We start from the raw sequence: 26,217 nt of genomic DNA, 5'->3' as shown, positions 1-26,217 counted from the left end.
TAGGTTAAATTTCGCCTCTGGCAAAACCTTCAGATTAATTATGGGACTTTTTAAGACCAATCCATTTGGGCATTATAACTTTTTGAAGAAATGGTTGATACGCATTGCGGGTATGATGACCCACAGGCGCTATCGGGGTTTTAATGAATTGCAAATAGACGGTTCAGAGATTATTAAAGAACTGCCCGATACCGGTGTGCTTTTTGTCTCCAACCACCAGACCTATTTTGCCGATGTGGTGGCGATGTTTCACGTCTTTAACGCGAGCCTGAGCGGCAGGGTAGACAGCATTAAAAATATAGGCTATCTCTGGCAACCCAAGCTTAATATTTATTATGTGGCCGCCGGTGAGACGATGCGTAGCGGTCTCTTACCCCGCATTATGGCCTATGCCGGCGCGATTACCGTAAGTCGTACCTGGAGGGAGAAAGGGAAAGAAGTAGACCGCCCTGTAAACCTGAGCGATACCGAAAACATAGGTATTGCCCTGCATGACGGCTGGGTGATTACCTTTCCACAGGGAACTACCAAACCCTGGAAACCCATCAGAAAAGGAACGGCACATATCATTAAACAGTACAAACCTGTGGTGGTGCCCATTGTCATTGATGGTTTTAGACGCTCATTTGATAAGAAAGGGATCCGTATTAAAAAGCGTGGTATTCTTCAGACTATGGAAATCAAAAAACCATTGGAGATCGACTACGAAAACGACAGTATCGAAGACATCGTAGAACAGCTTGAATATGCAATTGAGCAGCATCCTTCTTTTCTTAAAGTTATTCCGCAGGAAGAATTGCAGAAGGAGGAAGAACTCAATAAAACCCGACAGTGGGAATATTAAATCTTTTTTCTTTAACATTTCTTTGGCAAGGTGTTTGAACAATTTAAGATGGAAAATTGTTAAACTTTGGGTTTAGGTAAAATTTAATGCAACTTTTACATACTTTGGAAGTACTTAATGCGTTAGAGCCCCAAACCCCTTAAGACCAAAAAAATATATGAAAAAATTCACTTTTGTCGCAGTACTGTTCACACTGGCACTGTTCTCAAAAATACAAGCTCAGGAACTACCTTTTAAAGATTGCATTGATGCCCCTCTTGAAGACTTTGAAAGTTCCGTTTTAAAAACCCAACTCTATAATCAGATTGCTAAAGATCCTCAGATGAAAAGTCTGATCGATCGTAAGAAAATGGCAGTAGGTATCGTAAGTCTTGACGATCCTAAAGCCATTCAATACGCCGGTATCAACGGTGAAGAAATGATGTACGCGGCCAGTTTGCCTAAAATCGCTATTCTGCTCGCAGCAATGGATGCCATTGAGAAGGGCGAACTTAAAGAAACCGCAGCTGTACGCAATGATATGTGGCTTATGATTAGTAAATCAAACAATCAGGCCAGTACCCGTATGATAGACCGTTTAGGCTACGATAAAATTGCAGGTGTTTTAACCAATGATAAATACAAGCTTTACGATAAGGAGCACGGTGGTGGTCTTTGGGTAGGTAAGCGTTATGCTGCTGCCGGAGAACGCAGACCAGATCCTATTAAGGGTTTAAGCCACGCAGCTACAGCGGAGCAGGTTTGCCGTTTCTACTACAAACTGGTTACCGGTAAACTGGTAAGCCCCGAGCGTTCCAAGCAAATGCTTGACATTATGGAAAACCCTTCTTTACACCATAAGTTTGTAAACACTTTAGAGCGCATAGCTCCTAATGCACGCTTATTCCGTAAGTCCGGTTCCTGGAAATCGTACCACTCAGATTCCATTTTGGTATGGGGAGAAGATGGGCGTAAGTATATTTTGGTTGCCCTTGTGGAAGATCCTAACGGCGAACAAATTATCAGAAATTTAGTATTTCCGGTTGAGAAAGCTCTTCAAAAATCTCGAACTTTACTGGCGAGCGCTACAAAAGGTGCCGGCCACGTAGGTGATTAGAAAGTTCCTCAAAAAAACGTTTAATATAAGAGATGGTGAAATCACCATCTCTTTTTTCATGCAGTTATACGTTTTTTTAATAATCACGATACTGCTTATTGTTAAACCTATTGTAAACGCCCTCTTTCTGGAAGGTTTGGGCGCAGACAATCTGGCTTACGGATATCTTTTAATCGCGGGTACTGCAATAGCAACCACCTATTTTTACAATCAGGCGGTGCGGCGGTATTCACTAAGACGCATTATAGTTTTTTCCCTGCTCTTTTTCGCAATCGCCTTCAGCGTACTGAGTTTGCTCTATAAATTGCGCGTTATCAATGCTGCTTCTCTTTATGTGTTTTACGTCATCAGCGGCATATTTGCGGTGTTGACCACCAGTCAGTTCTGGCTGCTTGCCAATATGGTTTTTAATGCCCGCGAGGCTAAACGTTTGTTTGGTTTTATAGGAAGTGGAGCCATTGCCGGCGGGATTTTTGGGGGATACCTCACGACTATTTTGGTGCCTTATATAGGCAACGGGAATATGCTGCTTATCGCCGCCGGACTCATCCTGTCCTGTATTCCGTTACTAAGCTTAATTTACAGGAAAGGCTACGTAAGCCGTGCTTCGCGCTCCGGTGCTGCCGAAAATATTGGCGGGGAGACCGCCTTTAAATTGGTTTTACGATCTAAACACCTCACTTATTTAGCGCTTATTATCGGGATTGGTGTTATTGTAGCCAAACTTATTGATTTTCAGTTTAGTGATTTTGCCAGTAAAGCCATACCCGATGCAGATCGTCTGGCTTCCTTTTTCGCATTTTGGTTTTCAACCTTCAATCTGGTCTCCTTGGGAATTCAACTGTTTTTGACCAATAGGGTAGTGGAAAAATTAGGAGTAAACAGTTCGTTACTCATCTTACCATTAGGCATTGCAATAGGTTCACTGCTTTTTTTAACCTTTCCCGAATTGTGGGTGTTGGTTTTGATCAAAGGAATAGATGGAAGCTTCAAACAATCGGTAAATAAGGCAGCCACAGAGTTGGTAATGGTTCCCATTTCGCTGGAAGTAAAAAATAAAACCAAATCATTTATCGATGTGGTGGTAGACAGCTTAGCAACCGGTCTGGCGGGTTGTTTGCTTATTTTCGTCATAAAAGCCCTAGACCTGCCGTCAACCTATGTGACGGTCATTATTTTATTTCTGATTCTCATTTGGATGGTCGGTATTTTTAAGGTACGCGACTCGTATTTTAAAAGTTTTAGGCAAAGCCTGCGCGAAGCCATTGAGCACGCTGAGGAACCTTCGGGCCGCAAGCGAAAATCTCCTCTGGAAATAGGCAAACGCATTCTTTCATCTGATGACGCCGAGCAAATTGTAAAGTATTTAGGAGGTTTAAACGGAAGAAAATCGCGCTTGCTTAAGGCCAAGATTCTTCCGTTACTGGAGCATCCCGATGATGCGGTAAAGATTGAAGCAATTAATCAGTTATACCATTATCCCGAAGGCACAGCATTAGAGACTGTACGCCAACTGGTCTATCAGAAAGATGACGAGGTGGTTTTCGCAGCAATGAACTATCTTATTTTGCACACCTCGCTTAACGACAACCGCATTTTTGATTCGTATCTCAATCACAGCAGTGATTATATTGCGCACGCCGCTTTATTATGTTTGGCTAAAGAAGGCCGAACGAATAAGAAAATCGCTGCCCGCTACAATCTGGAATTACGTATTGAACTTTGGATGGCTGAGTTTGAGCTTCCTAATAGTGAGCATCGCCCCGAAGAATTGTCGTTTTTACTGGAATCAATAGGTTACGCCGGTATCCCCAGGTTTCTGTCTTTTATTTCGGCCAACTTCAATAACCGAAACCCCATGATCGTAAAGCACGCCATTATCGCTGCCGGAATTTCGGGGGAGGAATTATTTGTAGATGCTTTAATTGATTTTCTGAAGGTAAAAGAATACCGTGAAGAAGCCATTGAAGCCCTCATCGCCTATGGCGAATCGATAAGCGAATTACTTCTGGCACGTGAAGCCGCAAGGACTTTGCGCAATGATGTAAAAAAATACATCCCGCAGGTTATTCAGAAGTTTGAAACCCAAACCTCTGTACGGGTGTTGCTGCGTTTGTTGCAAAGCCGGGATAATCTCATCAGGCTAGCCAGTGCCAAATCCTTAAATCGACTGAAAAATAAAAATCCCAAGCTCAACTTTTTTCCAAAAAGTATTTTTCGGTTTATCCTGACTTATTCGTTTGAATACCGGGATATTATAAGTTGCCGAAAAGTCATTAAAAGCAATTTTAGGGCAGAAAACTACAGCGGTCTTTCTGAAGATGATAAGACTGAACTTTTTCAGGCACGGGAAGGCTTGCTTGAAATTTTAGACGTTCAGCTCAGTAAGCGTATTGCCACCATTTTTCATTTATTGGCGGTGTACTACAGCCATAAAGATCTGGATGTGGCTTATAAAGGTTTTAAAAGTGAAGATCGGGATACCCGTGCAAATGCTATTGAATTTCTAGATAACATCCTTGCTCCAAAACTAAAACACGTGCTCTTGCCTTTACTGGAATTAGCGATTATTGAAGACGCAGATGTCTATCAGGAAATTTTGGAAGACACCGACATCAGTTTTAACCGGGCACTTATCAACCTCATTAAAGTAGGAGATGGTAACCTAAGACTTCCGGTGATTTACCTCATTCAGTTTTTAGGAGATACCAGTTTCTCACCGCTTTTAGCGGAATTACAGATCACGGCTAAAAACAGAGATGTACGCTCTTTTGCTTCTTTGGCCTTAAAGAAATTGCAGCCTGCTCTGATGCAGAAGGAGGAAAATTCATAAAACTGATTTTGCTATTCTAGCTCCTCCCTAAAAGCTCTTTGATCATTTTTTCCATCTTTTTTGGCTTAGTGGTCGGGGCAAAGCGCTTTACCGGTCTTCCGTTTTTATCGATTAGGAATTTTGTAAAGTTCCATTTGATTTTACTGCCCAGAATGCTACCCAGTCTTCCTTTAAGCCATTTAAATAAGGGATGGGCGTCAGAACCGTTAACCTCTATTTTTTCAAACATCGGGAAACTAACGCCATAATTTACCTGGCAGAACGAATCAATCTCGGCAGCGCTTCCGGGTTCCTGCTTGCCAAATTGATTGCAGGGAAAGCCCAAAATGACCAAACCGGCATCCTTATATTTTTCATATAGTTTTTCGAGCCCTTCGTATTGCGGAGTGAGCCCACATTTGCTCGCGGTATTCACGACAACGACCACCTTTCCGGCATAGGTGTTCATAGAGAGGTTTTCGCCCTTTAAAGTTTTGGCTTCAAAATCGTAAAAAGTCATAGTTTTTTGAGTTTAGGGATGATTTCCTCAAAAATACGATTCTCAAAACGATTAAAAGTTCCTTGCTTCTAGCAAAAAGGTATTCAGCAGCGCTTGATCAAAACATTTTTTCTTCCTTTTGATACTCGCGCTTCAATCCTTTAATCAGGTTCTGACTGTCAATTTCAAGCGTTTTACGATTCAGGGCATTGAGACAACTGTAGTGCACTACATTATTGATGTTAGCACCGGTGATATCGTAGGTTTTAGCCAGTGATTTAAGGTCAATATCTTTCGCAAAGCGGAAACCTTCAGGAAGTGCCAGTTTCCAAAGTTTGAGACGTTCATCAAAATCTGGTGCAGTAAATTGTACGATCGCCTGAAAACGACGGGTAAAGGCAGCGTCGATGTTTGATTTAAAATTGGAGGCCAAAATGACGAGTCCGGGATGTTCTTCCAGACGTTGAAGCAAATAGGAAACTTCCTGATTGGCGTATTTATCGTGGGCATCGCGCACCTGGGTGCGTTTCCCAAAAATGGCATCGGCCTCATCAAAAAAGAGAATCCAGTTTTTATAGCGGGCTTTGTCAAAGAGTTTAGACAGGTTTTTTTCAGTCTCCCCGATGTATTTTGAAATCACAACCGATAGATCAATGCGGTAGACTTCACGGCCGGTGTATTTGCCCAAGAGGCTTGCGGTTAGTGTTTTCCCGGTTCCCGGCGGACCGTAAAAGAGCGCCCTGTAGCCGGGTTTGAATTTTCCGGTGAGGTCATGCTCCTTTTTCAAAACCTCGTGATGCTTAAGCCAGATTTCCAATTCTTTGATTTCGCTAAGCGTTTGTTTGTTTAAGACCAAATCTTCCCACGACAGATTGGTTTTCAGTTTTTGAGCAGGAAATTCGATGCTCAGCTCCGGGTCTGGAATGCTTCCCGTGAGTAGCAGCTGTACATAATCTTCCTGCAACACCAGATTTCCGCTTAAAAAGGGTTCGTGAGCCGCAGTTTTTTCCAACTGAATGACTTTATTCGATCGCAGGGGTGCTTCCGGAAGCAAAAAACTCAGATTTCGCATGCGTTCCTGCACATTATTGCCGGAGAGCAGAAAAAGTACGGTTTCACCGGTAGGGAGAATCCCGCGATGCTTGGTGCCTTTTGTTCCGCCCAGTTCAGGTAATTCGGCTCCTTCGGGATATACTTCATTTACACAATTTTTAAGCAGGGCAGGAGCGAGATGTGGCGCAAGAGCTAAAAATAGAATAACCTGCTCTTCAGCCTGCAATTCTAAAATGCTGATCAGTTTTTTTAAATACGAATCAGGCAGGCTGTCTGCATCAAAACGCGGCGCCGACTTAAACGAAACATCGGGGTTGTGTAAACGCCAGAGCAGCAGTTCCTCTAAATACTTTATGGCCAGTTCAAATGCTTTAAATTCAGGCATTGCTGTATTTTTGATAGGCTTTTTCCAATTTGATATCGTATTTGTTCTGCGCATAACCCGGCCCGTTATAGCCTTTGGCAAAGGCAGCCCAGTTTTTAGATTGTAGGTGCCTTAGCAGGTTATTGGCCTTTAAAAATTTACCAAAAGCTTCCAGATGTGCCCGTTCGTGCGTATACATATGCGCCACAAAGGCATCAACGCTGGGATAGCCCAGGCTTTCGTAATGAAAACCCATAATTTGATACGAACCGTAGGAAGCCGAGGCATAAGCGGTATCGTGCACGGCATCGAGATCGCTCATTCCTGCCGCTTTTTCCAAGCGCTCGTATTCTTCAGCACCGCCTTTGTAATGCGACCGGGTCCAGGTTTCGTAGAGCACATCTTTGGTGTAGTCTGTCACAAAATCAGCCGGATTGAGTCCGCGCTTTTTAAGCTGTCGCCAAAAAATGTGGCCTTCAAACAAGATACGCGGCCTGCCATCAATCAAAAATCCCTTACCGCTGCTTTCAACCTCATTCACCGCTTTTACCGCAGCCAGCTCCACATCAAAGTCTTCGGCAAACTGTTTTAAATCAGCTTCGCCCAACAATTTATCGCTAAAGCTGAAGAGGTTATCACGAGCCGAAAGCAGTTTTGACCAGGTTTTAAGCCCTACAACACCATCTATAACCAGATCGTTCTTCTTTTGAAAATCCCTAACAGCGGCATCGGTGTCTTTCCCAAAATAAGTGGAAACGTAAACCGAATAGCCCAGTTGTTGTAAAACTTCTTCGAGGAAATAAACTTCCTGATCCTGTGAGCGGTAGCGTAGTGTTTTCATAAATGAGGGTTATTTTCTTTTGATAATTTCTAAAATTTTTGTGTCATACTCAGCATCTTGTCCCACAGACAAATCAACAGAAACACCCTGAGTGTTTCCATCTGTATAACTTGTAGTTCCATCAAGATTATAATGCACTCCCATAAATTTACCGGGTAATGCGTGTAAATCAGGTCTTATTAAAGTTAATAAATCCCGCTCCATCGCGTCTTCAATTGAAGGAATGTGATCTGTATTATCTTTCTTGGCTTCTTCATTTAAGGCTGCAAGTAATCCTGCGCTTGTCGACTTCTCCTTAACAATATTAGCTGAAACCTCCAGATTGAAATTATTCTGATCTTTTGAACCTGATTCCAAAATACGAGCAATAGCATCTTCTTTAGACTTCATCTCTTTAGTATTGTATCGAGGTGTGCTGGGATGAATATTTTCTGCAGAATTACTTCCTGAACCACCAAAACGATCTGCTATTAAGTGGGCATTATGAAAACCCGCAGTTGCGCTATCTGTAACTCCACGAGCGCCTCCTGTAGCTTTAAGTTTTAAATTTCTGCCTGAAACGTGACGGGTGATATTTTCGTCTTCATTTGCAGCTAATACACCTGCATGGCTGATATTGATTTGGAAGTTTGGTCCTTTCTCTCCCGTATCTGTAAGGGTTGTATAGGCCACTTCATATCCCATCGCGGTTTCTGTTTTAGTAATCTTATCTGGTATATAATTTTTATGTTCGGCTTCACTACCAGAGGATGAACCTCCTAATTGTAATTTCCCTTCGGCATCAAAAGAAAGCTGGGGGACACTATCATTGGCTTCTTTACGACGAATGTATTTTTTGCCTGAGGCTGATGTGGCATAATGATAACCGCTGGTCTCTAGTAAGGTCTGTTTTCCATTCCCGTAAGAGGTTAGAGTTGTATGGTCTTTTGAAGCGTACTCCTTCCCTAGTTCCTGAAGCATTGCATTGTCACCGGTGCCCACGGATCCCGGTTCCACTCCTATAGTTTCCAGATCGCCGGCTATACTGTTGAATTTTTGTTCTATTTCACTTTTCCAGCCTTCTATTTTAGCAGAATCAGGTGCTGATTTAGCTTCTTCGGTTTTAATTTTTTGTAAAGTTGCCCGGGTCTCAGAAAGATAACTGGTGATTCTACCTTCGGCTGCAATCCTATTGGTTTTGATTTCCCCATCAGGCAAGGCCTGTGTTTCCTGCTTGGCTTTAGTAAGACGATCACCTACCTGCTGCTTTTCACTTTGCACCATCAATTGGGGCTTACCGCCACTTTCTTCTAAAAAGAGTTTATGATTTTTACCGTCTTTCGTTTTGAAGCGTTTTTTAATGCCTAACCAGTCGATGAATTTTCCGGCCGCTTTTTTTCCTTTACGTACCAATTTCGAAAACGCCTTCTTGGCTTTTAAAATCAGTTTATCAATCGCTTTATCAATACGTTTTCTGATTTTACCGATTAGTTTCTGCACCTTTTTAGCCAAACCGCTAATGCCCAGTAAGGAGGCGAGAAAGCCAATGATTACCGGTACGGCCTTGCCCAGAGCATTTTCAATTTTGGTAGCGATCATACCCACATTACCTGCCGCCACGGCTTTGACTCCTTCGATAAACGCATTGATGAGTTCCATAATCTGGCTGCCGCGCTCAATAAAGAATTTTACTATATCTATAATCATCATTGCTGCTTTGACAAAGGCTCCCGCAGGGCTCATCAAGCCCAATACCCACTTGATGCCCGCATCAACCACGGTAGAAATGATCATTTCCTGAATGCTGTCTATGACGGTCTCTTTAAGATCGTTAAATTGCTCTTTGATGTATTCCCAAATACCTGCGATCCCTTCGGTACGTATAATCTGAAAGAGCTCAAAACCCATTTCGAGTGCCTGTACTACGGGCTCGCCAAGAAGTTTTACCGCCTTTTGCCGCATATAATCCCAGGTAAGTCCCAAAACCTGCATCACCAGGCTAAAAATGCCTTTGAGACTAAAAATATCTTCAGGGATGGTGATGCCCATGGGACCCAGGGCACCGGTAAGCCAGGTGACGAGACCACTCATCAAATGCCTCATAATGTTATTACCAAAATTGACAAAGCCCTCTTTAACGCCCCGAATAAGGTTGCTCAAAAATCCGATAGGATCTGAAATGATCGCGCCGATAGCTTCCAGCGCAGCGCTCAGCAGGTTGGTCAGCATATTTTTAATAGCGATGATGGTATTGATGATGCCCATTACCAGTCCCATCGCCATATCGATGAGTCCGCGGTTTGCGGCCTGCATTTCTTCAATACGCGCGTCTACTTCGGCCAGACTGTCCTGATACTGCTGTGCAAGGGAGTCTATGAGTTCGTCCTGCTTGCTATTTACATCCTCTTCCAGGCTGTCAAACTGCTCCTGAATGTTTTCTGCAGCTTCCTGAGCTATACCCCGCAAAGCTTCCGGCTGTGAATCTACAAAAGTCGCTACCTCTTGTTTGCCCTGGGTAATACGCTGTTTGGCTTCGGTAAGTTTTTGAGCGATATACTCGGCGATTGTAGTAAGCTCGCCATCCATCGCTTCAATATATTTGTTTCGGCCTTCCTCAAAAAAGGCATTGACTTCATCAGGCAGGCCTGTAAAAGCATCACCAACCCAGGTTAAAGCTCCGCCAACGCCGCTGTAACGCTCGTCTTTATAGGCATCCATCTTTCGCTCTACGTAATCCTCAAAGACTTTTTTAGCCCTAGTTGCAGCAGCTTCAAAGCGGGTTTCCACTTCGGCCTCCAGATCGGCCAGCAAGGTTTCCACATCGGTTTTGGTGGCTTCAAAAATTCGGTTGATTTCCCCTGCGATACGCTCACGCTCTGCACTGTCTGACTGGGCGCCGGTTTCCTGATGGGTCTGCATTGTACCCAGCGTTCCGGTGCGGCTGTTGTGCATGGCCTCAAGCCCGGCAGTACTGCTGTTTTGCGCCTGCTCTCGGGTAGCTGCAAGACTGTTTTGCTCGGTTTGTCTAAATTCCTGCGGAGCCTGCTCGGTATGCGTTTGGGCTTCCTGTTTACTGTCTAAAGCCTGCGTAAAACTGGGTTCGTTACTGTTTGCCAGCATCTCATCGGTAACCTGATTATTGGCCATCTCCGAATCGATACTTTGCATATTCTCCTGAAGCGGAGCACTTACCTGATCTTCGGGACGGGGAGCAGGCATCGCCTGATCTGCCCGCACAGGAGCAGGAGGGGAGCCATACTCGGGTTCGGGAAGGGGTTGCACCTCTCGTGCCGGGACAGCGTCCGGGTTGGGTTCGGTTTGTGTAGCCTGATCAATAGCCCCGGCGGCCTGTTGCCGCTCTGCCGAAGCCATCGCGGTACCGTCTGCGGTAACTTCATCTATGTTATTGTTGTTTTCAAAATCATCAGCTTCTTCTTCGTTTGCCGGTAGTTGCATAGCCTCGATTCGTTCCATCAGGCGAGCTTTAAAGGCAACCGCGTCAAAAGTACCGGGTTCCTGTTCTTCCATTACGGCAACCTGACCCGCTTGTGCTTCACTCAGTTGTTCATTGGATGCAGCAGGAGCAGCTGCCGATGCTGCCGCAGCTGCCTGTGAAGCGGGTTGGGTGGTCTGGGCGGTTTCCGACCGGTCTTCCACCTGATTTTCGGTCTGTTGAAAAGCTGGGTCCTCCTGCGGACTGCGTGGATAGGGCGTCACGGCAGTTTGTGCCTCGCCGGGTTGTGCTTCTGCATTTTGCGGTACTTCCTCCTGTGAATTGGCTGGAGCTTCTGCGTTTGCCGGAGTTTCAGGAGTTGTTAACCTTGTATTTTCTGAGACCGAATCTACTGCTGTAGTTGAAGTCGCAGGGGCCGAAGTACTACCGTTTGCGTTGCTTTGTGGTGCCTGTTGCGGATCAACCGCACCCTGCTGAATGGTATGTGTTAATTCGTGGGCTAGAAGCGCATCACCCTGCACAGTACCGGGATTAAAGCGCCCCTGATTAAAATAAATATCGCTTCCGCTGGTAAAGGCCTGAGCTCCTATGTCCTGAGCCATACGCTGCGCCCGCTGATCGGTATGTACGCGTACTTCGCTTAAATCGGTACCAAAACCGGATTCCATTTGATTACGGGAAGTTTCAGGAAGGGGAGAACCTGCCCCACGGGAACTTTGTAATTCACTGCTGATGTCGGTATTGCGTTGTGTCGTCGCAGCCCGCATTTGTACTTCTTCCTCGTCTTCTTTTGATTGAATGGCCTCTTCTTCTTCAGCCTGGGCTTGTACTTCCTCTTCCTCACCTTTAGATTGAACCGCTTCTTCTTCCTCCTGCATTTGGAGTTCGTCATCGGCTTTAGACTGAATGGCTTCCTCTTCTTCCTGCATTTGAAGTTCTGAATCAGACTTGGCTTGTACCGATTCGTCTTCTAAAGGCTTGAGTTGTACACCCGTGCTGATGCTTTTAGCCAGAGGTTTTGCCTGCACGGCAGGCGTATTTGCATCTGCCGAAGTATTCTGAATGACACGTGCAGCCACATTGTCGGCCTCGGTCTCATAGCGATCGCCGGGTTGACCGGTTTTCAGCTTTGACTGTATGCCAAAAAAAGGCGTCTTCCCGGTTTTGCCGGAAGCCTTCTGAGAAGCAGGTTTAGTTTTGGCGAAAACAGGCATAACCTTAATTATTTTGAGTTCGTTGCTGTGTACTTAAATAGCGCGTACGCAGTACATACTGGTTTATAGGTTCGTATCTGGCCGGAAGTCTCACCTGTTGAAGTTGTTTAGCGGCAGCGCTGTCAATGGCGGCTGCGGTCGCGGTATACCGGTTAGCAATCTTCAGTTCTTCCTGTACCTGCGCGACCTGCTTCAACTCTTTAGCGGTCTCGGAGTTTTGATTTTCAGAAAGGGCTTTTTCAGCAAAATATTCGGCCTCTTTGGGTTTTTGAAGCAGGATTTTAGAATAAGTAATGCTGTTCAATTGCTCTTCGGTATGTGCACGGGCTTCAATTTTGTTAGTAAGGGCTTCCACTTTTTTACGTGAAGCACTATCTGCAGGATTTTCAACCAAATCCTGTTGGGATTTGTGAAGTTTGATCCAGATTTCCTGATATTTTATCTCCTGAATACTGGGATAACCAATCATTAAAATCGGCATCAGGAAAAACAGGAGTAAAGGTTTAAGTTCTTTTCCCTTGATTACAAAAAATACCAGCGAACCCAGCAAAACAAAAAACATCAGGATGCCGAGATACATAAAAACCTGTTCGAAAAACGTAAGACTTTCCATGGTTTTTTAATTTAAATGAGTGCCGTAACGGTCTTATTTACAATGATTTTTATGGCTTCGTTCTTAAAAAGGCCAATTTTGATTTTAGAAATTCCGGCACGTTGCAGGCTTTGAATCACCAGTAAGTCCTTTTGACTTTTAAGCAGCAGTTCAAATTCAGCAGGAGTCAGGGCACCTTGTTCCAAAAGTGAGGTCCAGCGCATCAGTTTATCTTTAGACCCTTCCAGAAAATCTTCAATGTCTTTACGCACCTGAGTTCCCTCTTCGTCAAAACGGTCTTTTACCAGCTCAAGAATGTCTGTTTTCAATGCTTCAAATACGTTTTTAAAATCCATAATCGTCGTTTTAAAGGGTTATCAGGTCAAGCAACAGGCTTTTTGACTGTGCATCTTTTTGGGTTTCATAATTGGCCATCAGGTCAAAGATTTTCTCAACCTGAGGTCTGTATTCTTCCTTAAAAACCGGACTTAACGTACCTTGTTGCTGCCAGAGTTTTAAAAACTGCTGCAGACTGCAGTCCTCATTTTGAAGGTATTGCCACATCTGTACGGTGATTTCATTTTTTGATTTGGCGCGCTCGTAAGTCAACATCAGGTCTATCTGACTTTTTAAAGCTTCTGCAGCGGCTTTATGATCTTCAAAATTTTGATCAGAGACATTAATCAGGCTAATCGCGGCTGCTTTGGTTTCCAGCGTTTGGGTGTAGCTGTAGTGATCGTAGAGACTGGTGCCGCATGAAAGCAAAATCAGGCCCGTAAAAAGGGTAAGTAAGGTGTGTTTTAGCGAATTCATAGTGTTCAGTTTTACCAGTTTATGTACAGTATTTTTTTGAGCCATGGCAGTCGCATCATACTCAGTCCCCAGGGGAGCTGGTCTAATAAAATGTCTGCCGTTACCCGCTCCAGTTGGAGTTGATCCCGCTCGCTGTCAAAGCTTAGTTTACCGGAGCGAATAAGAAATTGTCCCCGTAAACCCGCCGGTGATGTGTTTTTTAATACAGACCAGTGTTGGATGGCTGTTTCCAGCAAATGGGTAGCTTCAGTTTTTTGCTTTCGCGAAAGCTTGACATTCCTTTTTACCGGAAATTGCTGCGGAAGACCACACAGGTATTTTTCAAAACCCAGTTCAGCTTCGAAAGGCTTTAGGTTGCCTGTGGCTAGAAAGTGGAGCACATGAACGGCTTCGTCTTGTTTCGACTTTCTTAGTTGCTTAGCTTCGTCTAAAAAGTTTAGCTCTTTAAATAATACCGGTAAGAATGGATGCAGTAAAACCAGACCTGCCTGTTGAACAATCAGCGACCCGGCATCAGCTTCTGTAGGGTGCTCTTGCTCGCTATTTTTAGGATAAAATTCTTTTGCAGTTAACTCATTTTCGAAGGGCTCAAATACCGGTTTTTGCGGTGAAACCGAAAGTTCTTCCAGCTTTTCATTAAGCACTTTATCGGGATTTACTATGTACTTTAATTTTCTCTTTTTTAAGTTTTTAAGTCCTTTTACCGAAAGCGTTACTTTGTTTTTATTTAGAGTTACAAGAAGTTGATTTTCGGTAAGTTGCGATAAGGTCATCAGGTCCGTGAAAAGCAATTTTTCATTAGACCGAAGCAATACGCTCAACACCCGATTTAATGCCTGATCAATACGAGGTACCGGTGCCTCTGCAAAGCTTTCCAGGATCAGGTTGAATACCGATTCTCGATAAGCAGCATTGGTGTTTTTGGAATAGCCGGTTTCAGAAGCACGGATTGATTTGGAATTACCCTGTACCAAAACCGGCACGAGTTTTTTCAAAAATTCCGAGTTATTAGCATATTGAAAAACCAAACGTTTTAAGGCGAACGGGTGTTCAAGCAAGAGTTTTTTGAGCTTAGGAGTCATTCGGTTTAATGCTGTCGCAACCTCCTCAAGGTTTAGTTTTTCTCCTTCATTGAAATACCAGGGTAAGCTTCCGGTTTTTAAGAAGTGAAGAAAAGCTTCCGGATGACGTTCCTGTGGTTCCAGAAGCTCTACTTCACTTGATTTCTCGGCGGAATTCTTGTGCTGAATGGTTTTGCTTATGCTTTCCTGAATCTTTTCGCAGAGTGTATCTGCTAAGTCTGAATTCAAACCTGAAGTCGTTGTGCTTAAGTCCAGATCAAGCGTTTCCAAACGGTAAAAGTTCTCAGAATATAGTCCCTGAGTCTCCAACCAGGCTTCCAGTTTTGGGAAAACCTGTTGCTGCAACACCTCATCAATATGATCTTTAAGAAACAGCGCACGCTCCATCGAGTTGCAGCTTACTTCTACAACCACTTTATCTATGATATGAGCCTGCGCTGTCGCCATCACTTACTTAAGATTTTCGATTAACAGATTAAAATGCGTCTCGTAGCGCGGCGTGTTGAAATGCTTCTGCAGCTCCAAATATTTGGCTTCCAGATTATCGGGGAAGCTTACTCCATCCTGATTGCCAAAGGCGCCGTTTTCTTTACGGTTAAAGTGTTTTTCAGTCGCTGAGAGAATAGGAGCGACCACCGTTGTACTCCAAAAGGTCGACTTCTTGCAGCGCATCACGCCGTAAAATAAATCCTGAGCGAAGATGTAAAGTCTTACAAACAGCGGTTTTTCCGTGCTTTTTGCAGCCAGGCAGGCTTCGTGAATACGGTCTAATGTCTGTTGAATGCGCTGACCGAGTTCGCTGCTGAGTCCGCTTGTAAGTATCGCGGGATCTGCCAGGACATCGCGGTACAGTTCTTTGACCAGAGTGCCTGCTCCAACCAAATCCATATTCTGACTTCCTTTTAGAAGACTGTTAAGTGCCGGAAGCTGAGCTTTCAAATATTCGGTTGTTTTGCTGCTACAGGTGGTATCATCGGCAGGTGGGTCTCCCGGCTCCTGCACCTTGATCTCGACACGGGTGGGCTTAGATCGCAAATTATCGCAAGGCGGAATACTAACCTGTAAGACCAATTCAGCTGAAAGCGCCTTATCTAATGCAAAGGAGATTTTATTGTCTTTAAAGTCGTCGAGTGCTTTACCGTCCAGAAGCCAGGTATAACTTGCGTTTGTGTCGGTTATATTGCTGGTATAAATACGATTTCCATTTTCTTCTTTGGGAGTGAGAATTACGTCTCTGCCGGAAGGAGCCCCCACACGTATAGTGATAGACTGTCCGCCTTCAGGTTTAATTTCGTAGATATTGGGAGCCAGACCCAAAGGTATAAAGCCCCATTTTTCATTTTCAAAGACAACTCCCTCCCCGGTAATTTTGGTTTTAGGATCACCCGATACGAAAGTGATTGAATACGTGCTTTGATCGGTATTGCAGTATTGCGTTTCTTCCATAGCAATGACAACTGTTTCTACCTCATCAGTTTCCAAAGCCGGAATTTCAATACTGATAATCTCTGAACGTATGCTACCGCAAGGCTCTATCACAGCATCTACAAATACTCGCGCTGTTAAAGCAGTTTGACTTTGCTTAATTATCAACTGTCCATCCTCAGTAGTTTTATGCGGTTTACCATTAATAAACCATTCAAACGGTGCCTTTGCATTAGGATCGTCAACGCTGATGCTAAGCTGTTTATTTGCGGAGTCAAAAACAGGTTTGAGGCCAAAGGCTTTGGGAACATCCTGCACTGTCACGCCAATTGAATTTCCGTCTTTTAGAAGGATCTGATGAATACCCGGACCTGCTTTTGCCGGCATAAACGTCCAGCCCTTGTCGTTTTGTTCAACACCAACTCCACCAATTTCAACTACGGCATCTTCCGGAATTACGGTGATGGGATAGGCAAACTCGTCATTTGCGCAGAATAGGCGGGGTTCAATATTGATAAAGGTTTGCTGAGCTTGCTTTATTTCAATCAGCAGATTAGTTTCCTGAGTGACGCTTTCACAAATAGAACCCTCAAGTCTCAAACTTACTGGAACTTCAAACATACTGCCGTCAAATTCTTTAGGCACAGTAACCCGATAGGTAGGATTTTTACCGGAAAACTCCTGATCACCGGCCTTCCAGTTGAATTCGAAGACGCTGGTATTGAATTGATTGGTGTTTTCGATATCTAGTTTCAACTCAATAGATTCACCCGGTGCAGCGCTGAGTTGCTGCGGAATGGTCACAATTTCAAAAGCCGGTTTTTTGATTACCGTTAAACTGGCCGTAGTGAGCACGCCATCAACTGCAAATTGCAGGGGCGTATCGTAGGCATTGTATTCCGGCGGACTGATGCGCAGCGCGGTTCCCTGAATGCTGATTCCTTTTATGGTTTTATTGATGAGGCTTACTTCTCCATCTGAAGGACTGACAGTAAGTGTTACTTCTACCGGATCTTTACTTGCAGGATCAAGACACAAACGGTTGGGATTAACAATGAGCGAAGCACTATCTACAGGCTCCGGAATTATGAACCCAATAGGAGCACAGTCTGAGCAGCACATATAAGGCAGTGCAAAATCGGCCACTACCGTGTTTGGAGCTATGTTTGAATCGGCCTGTTCTCGTGTGATGCCTGCGTAAAGCATTACAAATGTGCCGCCCATAGGTACCCCGGCTTTATGCTCTAGACCGGGATGTTTTCGCACGAAGTTTTCAAAAATGAGTTCGTCAAGAATTTGAGCTTTTTTGGTTTCAATCTCTTCCAGAATTACCTCCAATTGCTCGGCAGCACAGCAGTTTTCCTGCAAGCGGTCTAACATAAACGTATATATGGTCTCGTAGCCATAATGTGTATAATCAACCTGCGGATTATTAAAAATCTCATTGACAATGGCACGGGCCTCTTTTACAAACGCGCAGAGGTCTGCCATTGCTTTGACAAAATTTTCCTTGCCTTCTTTGGTCACCGATTCCAGATCTGGTGGAATGTGCGAAGCCGCAAGTTGTAATCGGGATAAGATACCAGCAGGAATCTCCAGACCTACTTTGAGATCGTTGGGATTGGTTGGGGTTTCTTTAGGGAACAATTCTTTTTGCCTTCGCAGAATATCCCTAATAAGTTCAACAGCACTGGCATTGACACGATCTTTAGAAACGAAATCCACCACAGAGCCCAGATCTTCGGGTTTGGTATATAAACTCGCCGTTACCGTTTTATTGACTTTAACTTCCTGAGTAAGTGGTGCGATGGTTTTGAAAGCACTTTTCATACGCACTGTACTGTCTTTTGCAGTAGACGTGGCGCTGCTATCGGTAATACCACCCAGAATGCGGAAGCTATCTGTTTTTGAGGATGTAGATTTTTCGGTAAAGAAGTCCATACGTACGGCATCTTCTGCCAAAAATTCCTTGATTTCACCTTCGCCTTGACCACCGGTGATTTTAGTAATCAGACTGGTAACCTGTTTTTGATAAGATGCCAAAACCGCCTGAGTATCTCTTGCTGTGGTTAATTTTTGGCGAATCTCTTCCAAAAGTTTTTGCAGCTGGTCTAACTGAGCTCTGGGGTATTTCTTAAGCGCTTCAACATCAATCTTGTAATAGTCAATGATGAACTTTTGGTCTGCTGCCATTTTTGATGAATCGCGCAAATCAGGTCGTATAACAACCTCTTTGTCTAACAAATCTTCCCGCCCAAACTGCTCAAAACTGTAATTGTGACTGCCCAAATCTTTAATATTGAATCCGCTGAAAAAGGCGGTCACCTCACTGTTTAGACAATCCTGCTCAGCCATCCACGATTTTAGGCTGGTTGCCAGATAATCAAAATTGCAGGAGTAGGCATCCAGTTCAATATCCTCAAGGCTTGCATTGATGTTTATCGCCTTGATGTCAAAAGCCAGATTGTATTCTTTTTTTAGGTTTTCGAGACTTTTTAGCGCCTGGCTGAAGGGTTTACCCTGAATACCTTCAATTCTGAGGAAATTAAAGCCTGTGAGTTCATACGCCAGCGGATTAGTAATCGTAGGGGCTTTGTCTAAGAAGTCTTTATGATAACCCAGATTAAATTTCTCCCGAAAAATTGACGTTTTGAAGTAATCCCAAAGTGCAGTCAGTTGCTCATTCGGTTTATAGTAGAAAGGAATAGCCCGGGCATCTTCTTGTTGTTGTGCAGGGTTGTTTGAAGGTGTAATGACGATTGCAGGCTGCACAGGCAAACTGAAGGATTCACTTAAAACCACAGCCTTTTGAAGCAAAAAGCGCGCTTTTTGAAATGCCTTATCTCCATTTGCAGTTATAGGCGAGTTGTAAAATTTATGCCTGTTTTTAGCAAAACGCAGGGAAGCATTAGGCTTGCCCAAAAGCAGATGCTTCGGAAAGGCATCAATGGGTGGACAGCACACGTGTTGAATGTGCAAAATCAAGTCCCGAACTTCGTTGTACACAGCAGTCAAATCAGCCAGGTAATCGTAATAATACTGAACCTGTTCCTGCGGAATTTGCTTGGAAAGCGTATTCAAGTTTTGAATGAGACTGTTTAGTTTTATAGATTCTATATCAAGAAGTTGTCTGAAATTTTCCTGTACTTTAAGGAAACCATTTGCCAGTTCACCGGCAAGCCCCGCGCATTTCACTCTGTAGTCTGAAGCCAGAGCCGAATAGGTTTTGGTATTTACAGGTTTAAAGTTGGTATTGATGCGCAAACCCGATAAATCTCTGATCTCCGGAAAAACCGGTTTTAAAGGTTTGATTTCTTCGGCAATCGAGAAGCCGGGAGAAAACTTAATGGGTGTTTCTGCGATTTCTTTGGTGGTTTTAAGACTTTCTAAGCCATTAACTTCTTTAGGTAATTGGATCAGACTTTCATCAAAAAGCAAATCTTTACGCAGATTGATAAAATCGAGCAGGGCAGAGGTATCCAGTCTCGGCGGTTCTTTTATTTCTTTTGCTCCTGTTTTAAGAAGAAGTCTGGGTACTTTTATTTCTGGCAGACTTTGATATGCAACCAGGTTGTTGTGAACACCGTAAATGGAATCTTTCTTTAATAGTACGGGGACGTCACTCTCGTTAACAAGTAACACTCGCAAATTAACCGCCTGTCGTTCTCCCTGATTGTCACAATTGGTTTCGGTACAGATATCAGGTGTTTGCGGGTAGGTTTCCAGGTATAAAACCACCACTTTGTCTTTGAGTTCTTCAGCAGTAAGTACGTTGTCTTTCCCGGTTTCTTTAGTAGCCTCTGTTCGTAATTCAAGTAAAGGAATTTGTGTCGCCGTTTCGCCAGCTCCGGTTCTGAAATAGGGATATTTGGCATAGGCGTCCTCAAACTCGCGGTAATGTGTGTAATGTAAAGCCTGGCCGGCCAGTTTTTGATACACATCGCTACCGGTAAGTTGTTCACCTGCTTCGGTTTCTTTTACCGGTTGCAAGAGTTTGATCAGGTCACCATCGGTGGTAATGCCACACCCGGGTTTTACGATTAGTGTGGTTCCTGCTGTTGAAACCTCAAATCCACAAACGATGCCTACACCGCTCAGGCAAATACGAGAGAGTCTATCCTGGTCCTGAAAAAAGTCTAAAAACTCATTGAGTTGACCCGCGGTCAATACCTGATCATCAACAAACGCGCGGTAATCGGGTGTTATTTTGGTTAATAGTGCTTGCATGATACGTTGTTTTTAGAGTTTGCCAAGATTGGTTCTTCCCAATATGACATTTCGGTTCGTTTGATTCTCTTTGGTTTCTGCGCTCTCAGGCGTCTGGTTCTGATCTTTGGGTCTGCAGCGGTGCAGTCTGCCCTGATGATAGATGGTATGTAAACTGCTTATGGCCTTGTTCAGATTGATCAAAGCGGTCTCGTCCTGAGCCTGTTCATTTGAAGTACGGCTGAGCAGCCAGGCTTTGTAGGCTTCTTCAAGAATCACCATCTCATTTTCTTCAGGTGGATTACCCGCTTCATCGGTATAATTTTTGGCGTAACCAATCCAGCAGATTTTGGCAACAATGTGCGCCGGTAATTCGCGGCGTATCAGGTCTTCAACAAAGCGTCTAAAGTCGATGTTGCTAAAACGCTCGGTCCAACCCGGGAGCACGATACTTACTCTAAAGCTATAGGGATCAATAGATTCGCAGCTATCCGCCTCACAGGCATCTGCACAAATGGGTAAAAAGGTTTTGGTATTTGTAGTTTCCAGATTTACATCGGGTCTGAGCAAAATATGCTCTATGAGGTACATGCCTTCATTGCCTTTAAGCGAATTGATGAAATTAAGCACGGCTATTTTGGCTTTCGTTGCATTTTCTTTGGTCTTAAAGGTCGAAATGCGTCGTGCAATGATGTAGGCTTCAGAACCCGGCTCTTCATTAGGGTTGACCAATACGAAATAAAACCCCGGTGTCTTATTGGGATCTTTAGGCCTGGTTTCTTTAATTATAAAGTTGTCTGGATCCTGAGCATAGCGTTTCACCAGTATCAATTCCTGATGCAATTGCTCCAGATTTTCATAATGCTTGGTAGCCGAAGACAATATGGTTTTAGAACCGTCTTTTATACGCCAGCGGTATTCTAAAATGTCATCGGTGTCCTTTTCTTCATAAATCTCGATATAATCTTCAGACAGATTTCTGCGGTTGATATCTGTAATGCCCAGCAACAGATACAGGCGTTTTTGCAGGGCCGAAATATTAGGGGTATCCCATAAATTTTTAGGTTTCTGATTGAAATAATTGAAACTCAAAGCACGTGCGCTACCGCTTGTGGCATATTCCTTCAGAAAACGTTCTTTAGTACTGATAATCGCTTCTTCAGCAAATTCCCCGTAGATTTTTCGCATTAAAAAGGCGTAGTCCCCGAAGTTTTCGGCAAAGCGTGCCAATAGATGATCGAGAACTTCATTGCGCTTTTTTAGGTTTCGGTCTTCAAAATTGGGGTAGAAGTGTGCAGTAAGCTCTTCATCATCGTTAGGATCGAAACTGGTATCCGGACCTTCAAAAAGTTTGTCGCGACCTTTCAAATCATTTACTGCCTGAGCAAAATAATGATTGCGGGATTTCCCGGTAACCGAAAATAAAGTGCCCACTTCTTCTAGGTGTTTGAAGTAGTTTGCTAAAATCTGATCAAAGAACAGCAGATAGGCCTTAAGTTGTTTGGCCTGAGCCCGCTCAGCCTCGGTTGCGGTAGACTTAAGCCCGTAGGGACCAATGCCGTAAACCTCCGGGAAGTCATTTTGTATGCTGGTAGTTTCACCGAGCTTATAGCTGTTTCCGTTAGGCAATTTCAAGCTTTTAGGAGCTGCTGCAATTGCTTCAAGATCGGCAGCACGATTCTCTAAAAGTTCGATCTTAAACTGATTGACCCGTTGCTCATCAATATTCAGCGGAATAAAGCCTTTAAAAAAGCTCCACGAACTCTTGTCACACACTACCGGTTTTTTACCGGGATCGATACAGAATACCCAGTTGCTGCCGTCAGGAGTCTGATCGTTACAGGCACCTATGCTGATGTCCCTGATGTTTTCGACGCCATCAAGATCCATAATGATATTGATAAGATCAGATTGACGCACTTCGGTTTTTAAAGTCGCTTTGATCACCTCATCGTCGTCCAGAAAACCGTTTTCAAGCTGTGGACCATTGAATATTTCGAGAGGTGATTTACCCGAAGCTGTAAGTTCGCCCAATGTTTTTGGGGTGATCTCCGGTGTAAAATAGTCTTCAACCGCAAGCAGGATTTGCGCTTTTACGGCATCTTCATCAGCTTTAGGATGCAATTCGATTTCGGCACATATTTTCACGGAATGCTTTTCGACTTCTTTGATTTCAATCAGATCTTCACAGAGGTTTCGGTTTTCGTGGTATTTAGCACGTACCGCTTCTTCAATAGTTTCCAGCTTTATGCCTTCTTCCAGATCGAGCAGCAACGTGTATAGACCATTCAGGTAAAAATGCTTTTCGTCTTTTTGTTGTAAATATTCAAAGCCTTCTTTCTCCAGGAATGAATCATAATTCAGCAGTTTGTCTTTGCAGTTTACGAATACCTTTTTCTCGTGGCGTTGCAACCAGGCATTGCGAATACCCGGCATATCGATAAAAATCTTACGGTAATCGAGATGCGTAACCGGCTTCGTGCTTAAAATCTCGTGTGCCTCGTGAAACTGAGCGTTAAAACCCGAATCTCCGTCTGTGAGCAGGTCGGCCATCGGCAGGTTGAGCCGATTGGCCAGATCGGTAATGGCATAGGAGAGCACCTCGAGTATGGTAATGCCGGGATCGTGGCTGTTAAAGTCAGTCCACAGGCTACCCGCGAGCTTTTCGATATAGGCGATGCCCTGTTGTCTTAAGAACTCAAAATCCAGATCATCGCGACTGTTGGCGTCTTTAGGTATGCTGATATGTTCATTAAAACTTAACATAGACTATCAATGGAATTTGAGGTATTGGCAGCGCAATACTGTGGTGCGCGCGTTACGCTGTGTGTTTTGGCAGAAACCAATATGGCTTTGGGATTAGAAGGTTTTACCCGTTTCTTTTCGACCCCCTGATGCGTGATGATCAAATCAGTAATAAAATCCACATAATCAAGCTCCTCGATGTAGTTGACCAGCGTATGTTGACGCAGTTCTACGCTAAAAACGATTTTCGCTGTCTCGGAATAGGCCCAGGGCGAAAGAAATTTCTTAAGATCTTCTTCCAGACGTTTGAGGTAGTAATTTTCGTCCATCCCTTGTTTGATTCGGGCTTTAAGCGCAATATGCACCGCTTCATATTCGGGGTTGATCACCTGCGGAATTACAAAGAAAGAGGTGCGGGCGATTAAAAACTCCTGAATAGCTTTGAGTTTTGCGGCGCTCACGCGGGGCTCAAAAATGTCGAACACATTTTGATTGATGATATCCGGGATAACAACCACAGTAACCTTACCCGCAGCGCTAAAGCGATTACCACAGGTATGGTTAAGGCATTTCACTTTATAGACTTCTTTAAAATGCTCCAATACCAGATGCTCATAATCCCACAGACTTACTGCGCGGTCTTTATGACGCAGGCGTTCACTCACTCTGCGGTAGTAGGCAGCGTCGTTTTCTTTCGGGCTTCCGCCAAAACTGGAGTAAGGCTGCTCTACCTTTTTAATTGCTGCTTCCCGGTTTATCAGTTTTGAAATAGTACCGGCTTCAAGTCCGTTTTCCAAATGATCAAGTGCGTTATCGCGGTCTGTAAATTGAGCCAGGACTGCCTGAGCCCGCACGTCGAGAAAGCGGCAAACCACATCATAATCTTTAATCGTTTGCGCCTGCAACCAAAGTAGCCCCGTTGGCATGAGCTGATGCCGGGTTGTCGCTTCGGCCGGAATCGCAATACGCACAATACCGGTTTTTAGGAAATTGCTAGTATTATCCTCCAGAATAGAAGTTTCAGGAAGTGGCAGCCATTCATTTCCGCTTAAAACGGACCACGAAATACCCTCGTTAAGCGCAAAACCGGGTTTTGAAGTGTTTTCAGTTCCTTCCAGAAGCTGTATAAGCATACTGATGTTTTGACCTGCAACGGCATTTTTAAGACCTATGTAAAGCCTTCCACCTTTATCGTAAGATGGAAATAGACTTTGGGTTGCTACAGTTCCGAAGGGATGTATGTGATAAAGCTCAATGGCTTCGACATCAGGAGTTGTCGTGACGTTTCCGCTTACAAAACTGATTTCCTGAGCCGCGAGATATGAGAGACTCAGTTGCTCAACAAAAGGAGTGTAGGGCTCGTTGGGTATCACCACGTCATTTTCGGTGCTGGTGATTGCAAGGGTGTACAAACGCGGATACAGACTGTGGTAAAAGGAGTTGTTGAGGCTCAGCTCCAGCGGACCGCTACCCGGTTTTTGACCCTGTGCAGCAGCCGTGTTGACCACGAGGCTCGATTCTTCAAGTGTTTTACCTTCTTCCTCAGCAAATAATGGGGCAGAAGCGGGGTCTAAAACGGCAGTTTCATCATTATCTAAACTGAGGTTCACGCTGAAATGGGAAGCATCGTTAACGATGAGGTTTTTTAAGCTATACGATTTCTGCTGAACATTTTCTGTGAGCTGCTTTTCTATTCCCGAAGCTTCAACACCATCCCGGAGCTCGCGTAAATCTCTGACAGCTGATTTTTCGACTTTCAACTCTTCAAAATCGTAAAGGATGTTCAGGTATTGTAAGTTGCTGCTGATGTAGCCGTTGGATGCACTGCGATAGGCTTCATAATGGTTCCGGAAGCTTTCAGGCAGATTAAGCCAGCTCAACTGCAAACCGATCGCTGACCAGCGTTTGCTAAAAAGTTCGGGATAGTCAATTTTAAAATGGGAGCGCTTATAAGGTCTGGGACCAAATGGTAGAAAGGGCTTTTTAGTATTAATTGCACCCAGATCGTTTTCCAGCTTTAAGCTTGTGATACCGGTAACTTCTACTTCCAGTTTTAAACTAATGAGTTGCAGTTTGCTCAGACTTTGTGCTACCTCATAAGCCTCGGCAGTATCGTGGTCAATCATCAGTTTTAGGAGCGGATGGGCAGTTTCAAAGTCCGGGCCGTGCAGCTCAGGATTGTATGAGATGACCGCTTTTTCTTCCTGCGGAATGGTGAATGCCAGATTGAAAACCGCCGGGTTAGACAAAGAAAGCACACCGGTTCCCGGAAGGTTGTCTGAAGCATTTTCGCGCAGCTTAAAAGGACCTAACCAGCCTTTTTCACCCGTGAGATAGATTTTTGCGTGGTTTCGCAAGAGCGAAAAATCCAAATCATTGAGTTCTGCCACCGTGCAACGTACTGCGATGTTTCGGTTACCTTCCTGCAGCTGAAGCAGCGGGGCGCTAATGGCAAGACCTAAAGAAGCATTTGCTAAAGGCGGACGCTTATCATAGGTCTCAGGATAGCCAAAGGGCCACCAGGATTTATTCTCCTTTAATGGCTTTTCAACACCGTCAAGGGTATTGGTGCTTTCTGCAACCTTTATCACGTTTAGCGCAGGGTCGTGGTAGATACTCTTTAAGCTTTCAACCTTTGCTTTATTGACGATAAGGTCGGCGGTTGTGGCGTACTGTCTGGGTTTGTTAAGCGCGTCCTTTTTGGCATCTACTAAACTTCCCTTAAATACCGCAGCTTCGGTAAAATTCTTAGCTAATTCAAATAAGAGGTGTACCTGATCGGGTTGGGCCTTTTTACGGGGAATCTGTAAAATTTCAGCATAATAAAACTCCAGATGTCTGCTTGTCAATCGGTTGAAACGCTTCCGCGAAAACTCCATGAGTTTCAGAAAACACACAAAAAGCGTTAGATGTGGTTCCAGGTTTTGTTCTAATTGGGCTTCGGCCAAAAAGTTTTTGAGGGTATCAAGATCGCCTTTAGGGAAGAAATTTTCCCAGTTGCCTTTAGGCTCATCCGGATTGTCAATTGGGTAATACTGAATATGAACGGCAAAATCACGAGCCAGCTGTAACCATTCCACCACATCCAGATCCTGCAGTTCAAAAGACTCCGGATTGAGTGCAGATGCCCAGCGCGCGGCCTGTGAAGTGCCTGCACGCCCGGTTAAAAAGCTGGTGTCGCATTTTTTTGCCATCGTT

Annotated in this window: 14 protein-coding genes; 3 read left to right on the top strand and 11 right to left on the bottom strand. The window is 44.2% G+C overall.

Going from position 1 to position 26,217, the window contains the following annotated elements; genetic code table 11:
- Positions 1-40 precede the first annotated feature (40 nt).
- The 3 genes from CJ305_RS04905 to CJ305_RS04895 all read left to right on the top strand — a co-directional run bounded on the left by CJ305_RS04905 (position 41) and on the right by CJ305_RS04895 (position 4,773).
- Entirely contained in the window at positions 41-844 is an 804-nt protein-coding gene (locus CJ305_RS04905) for a lysophospholipid acyltransferase family protein (RefSeq protein WP_099645135.1), read from the top strand.
- Between the two features lie 157 nt (positions 845-1,001).
- Positions 1,002-1,940 carry a serine hydrolase gene (locus CJ305_RS04900; RefSeq protein WP_099645134.1) on the top strand — a complete coding sequence of 313 codons (939 nt, stop codon included), beginning with the start codon at positions 1,002-1,004 and terminating at the stop codon, positions 1,938-1,940.
- Between the two features lie 58 nt (positions 1,941-1,998).
- Positions 1,999-4,773, top strand: coding sequence for an Npt1/Npt2 family nucleotide transporter (locus CJ305_RS04895; RefSeq protein WP_223248799.1), 2,775 nt, complete (start codon positions 1,999-2,001; stop codon positions 4,771-4,773).
- A 16-nt stretch (positions 4,774-4,789) separates the two neighbouring features.
- On the opposite strand, the gene CJ305_RS04890 is transcribed toward CJ305_RS04895, so the two are convergent.
- From CJ305_RS04890 to CJ305_RS04840, 11 genes are all read right to left on the bottom strand, one after another.
- Positions 4,790-5,272 carry a glutathione peroxidase gene (locus tag CJ305_RS04890; RefSeq protein WP_099645132.1) on the bottom strand — a complete coding sequence of 161 codons (483 nt, stop codon included), beginning with the start codon at positions 5,270-5,272 and terminating at the stop codon, positions 4,790-4,792.
- Positions 5,273-5,369: 97 nt separating this feature from the next.
- Entirely contained in the window at positions 5,370-6,689 is a 1,320-nt protein-coding gene (locus CJ305_RS04885) for an ATP-binding protein (protein WP_099645131.1), read from the bottom strand.
- Entirely contained in the window at positions 6,682-7,509 is an 828-nt protein-coding gene (locus CJ305_RS04880; protein ID WP_099645130.1) for an N-acetylmuramidase domain-containing protein, read from the bottom strand. The genes CJ305_RS04885 and CJ305_RS04880 overlap by 8 nt, the downstream gene beginning before the upstream one ends.
- A 9-nt stretch (positions 7,510-7,518) precedes the next feature.
- Positions 7,519-12,156 (bottom strand): eCIS core domain-containing protein, encoded by a 4,638-nt coding sequence (locus tag CJ305_RS04875; RefSeq protein ID WP_099645129.1) that lies wholly within the window; start codon positions 12,154-12,156, stop codon positions 7,519-7,521.
- A gap of 4 nt (positions 12,157-12,160) precedes the next feature.
- Positions 12,161-12,769, bottom strand: coding sequence for a hypothetical protein (locus CJ305_RS04870; RefSeq protein ID WP_099645128.1), 609 nt, complete (start codon positions 12,767-12,769; stop codon positions 12,161-12,163).
- Positions 12,770-12,780: 11 nt separating this feature from the next.
- On the bottom strand, positions 12,781-13,104 hold the full coding sequence (locus CJ305_RS04865) for a hypothetical protein (RefSeq protein WP_099645127.1): 324 nt from the start codon (positions 13,102-13,104) through the stop codon (positions 12,781-12,783).
- A gap of 10 nt (positions 13,105-13,114) precedes the next feature.
- Positions 13,115-13,561: a hypothetical protein gene (locus CJ305_RS04860; RefSeq protein ID WP_099645126.1), complete on the bottom strand. Its 447-nt coding sequence runs from the start codon at positions 13,559-13,561 to the stop codon at positions 13,115-13,117.
- 11 nt (positions 13,562-13,572) lie between these two features.
- The gene (locus CJ305_RS04855) at positions 13,573-15,090 is read right to left on the bottom strand and encodes a contractile injection system tape measure protein (RefSeq protein ID WP_099645125.1); all 1,518 of its coding nucleotides are present in this window, start codon (positions 15,088-15,090) and stop codon (positions 13,573-13,575) included.
- A 3-nt stretch (positions 15,091-15,093) separates the two neighbouring features.
- Positions 15,094-20,295, bottom strand: coding sequence for a hypothetical protein (locus CJ305_RS04850; protein ID WP_099645124.1), 5,202 nt, complete (start codon positions 20,293-20,295; stop codon positions 15,094-15,096).
- Between the two features lie 12 nt (positions 20,296-20,307).
- Entirely contained in the window at positions 20,308-23,040 is a 2,733-nt protein-coding gene (locus CJ305_RS04845) for a hypothetical protein (RefSeq protein WP_099645123.1), read from the bottom strand.
- On the bottom strand, positions 23,034-26,213 hold the full coding sequence (locus tag CJ305_RS04840) for a baseplate J/gp47 family protein (protein ID WP_099645122.1): 3,180 nt from the start codon (positions 26,211-26,213) through the stop codon (positions 23,034-23,036). Before CJ305_RS04840 ends, CJ305_RS04845 begins: the two co-directional genes overlap by 7 nt.
- Positions 26,214-26,217 lie beyond the last annotated feature (4 nt).

Source organism: Leeuwenhoekiella nanhaiensis, assembly GCF_002744755.1.
Classification (GTDB): Bacteria; Bacteroidota; Bacteroidia; order Flavobacteriales; family Flavobacteriaceae; genus Leeuwenhoekiella; species Leeuwenhoekiella nanhaiensis.
This window is presented reverse-complemented; position numbering and strand designations above follow the sequence as displayed.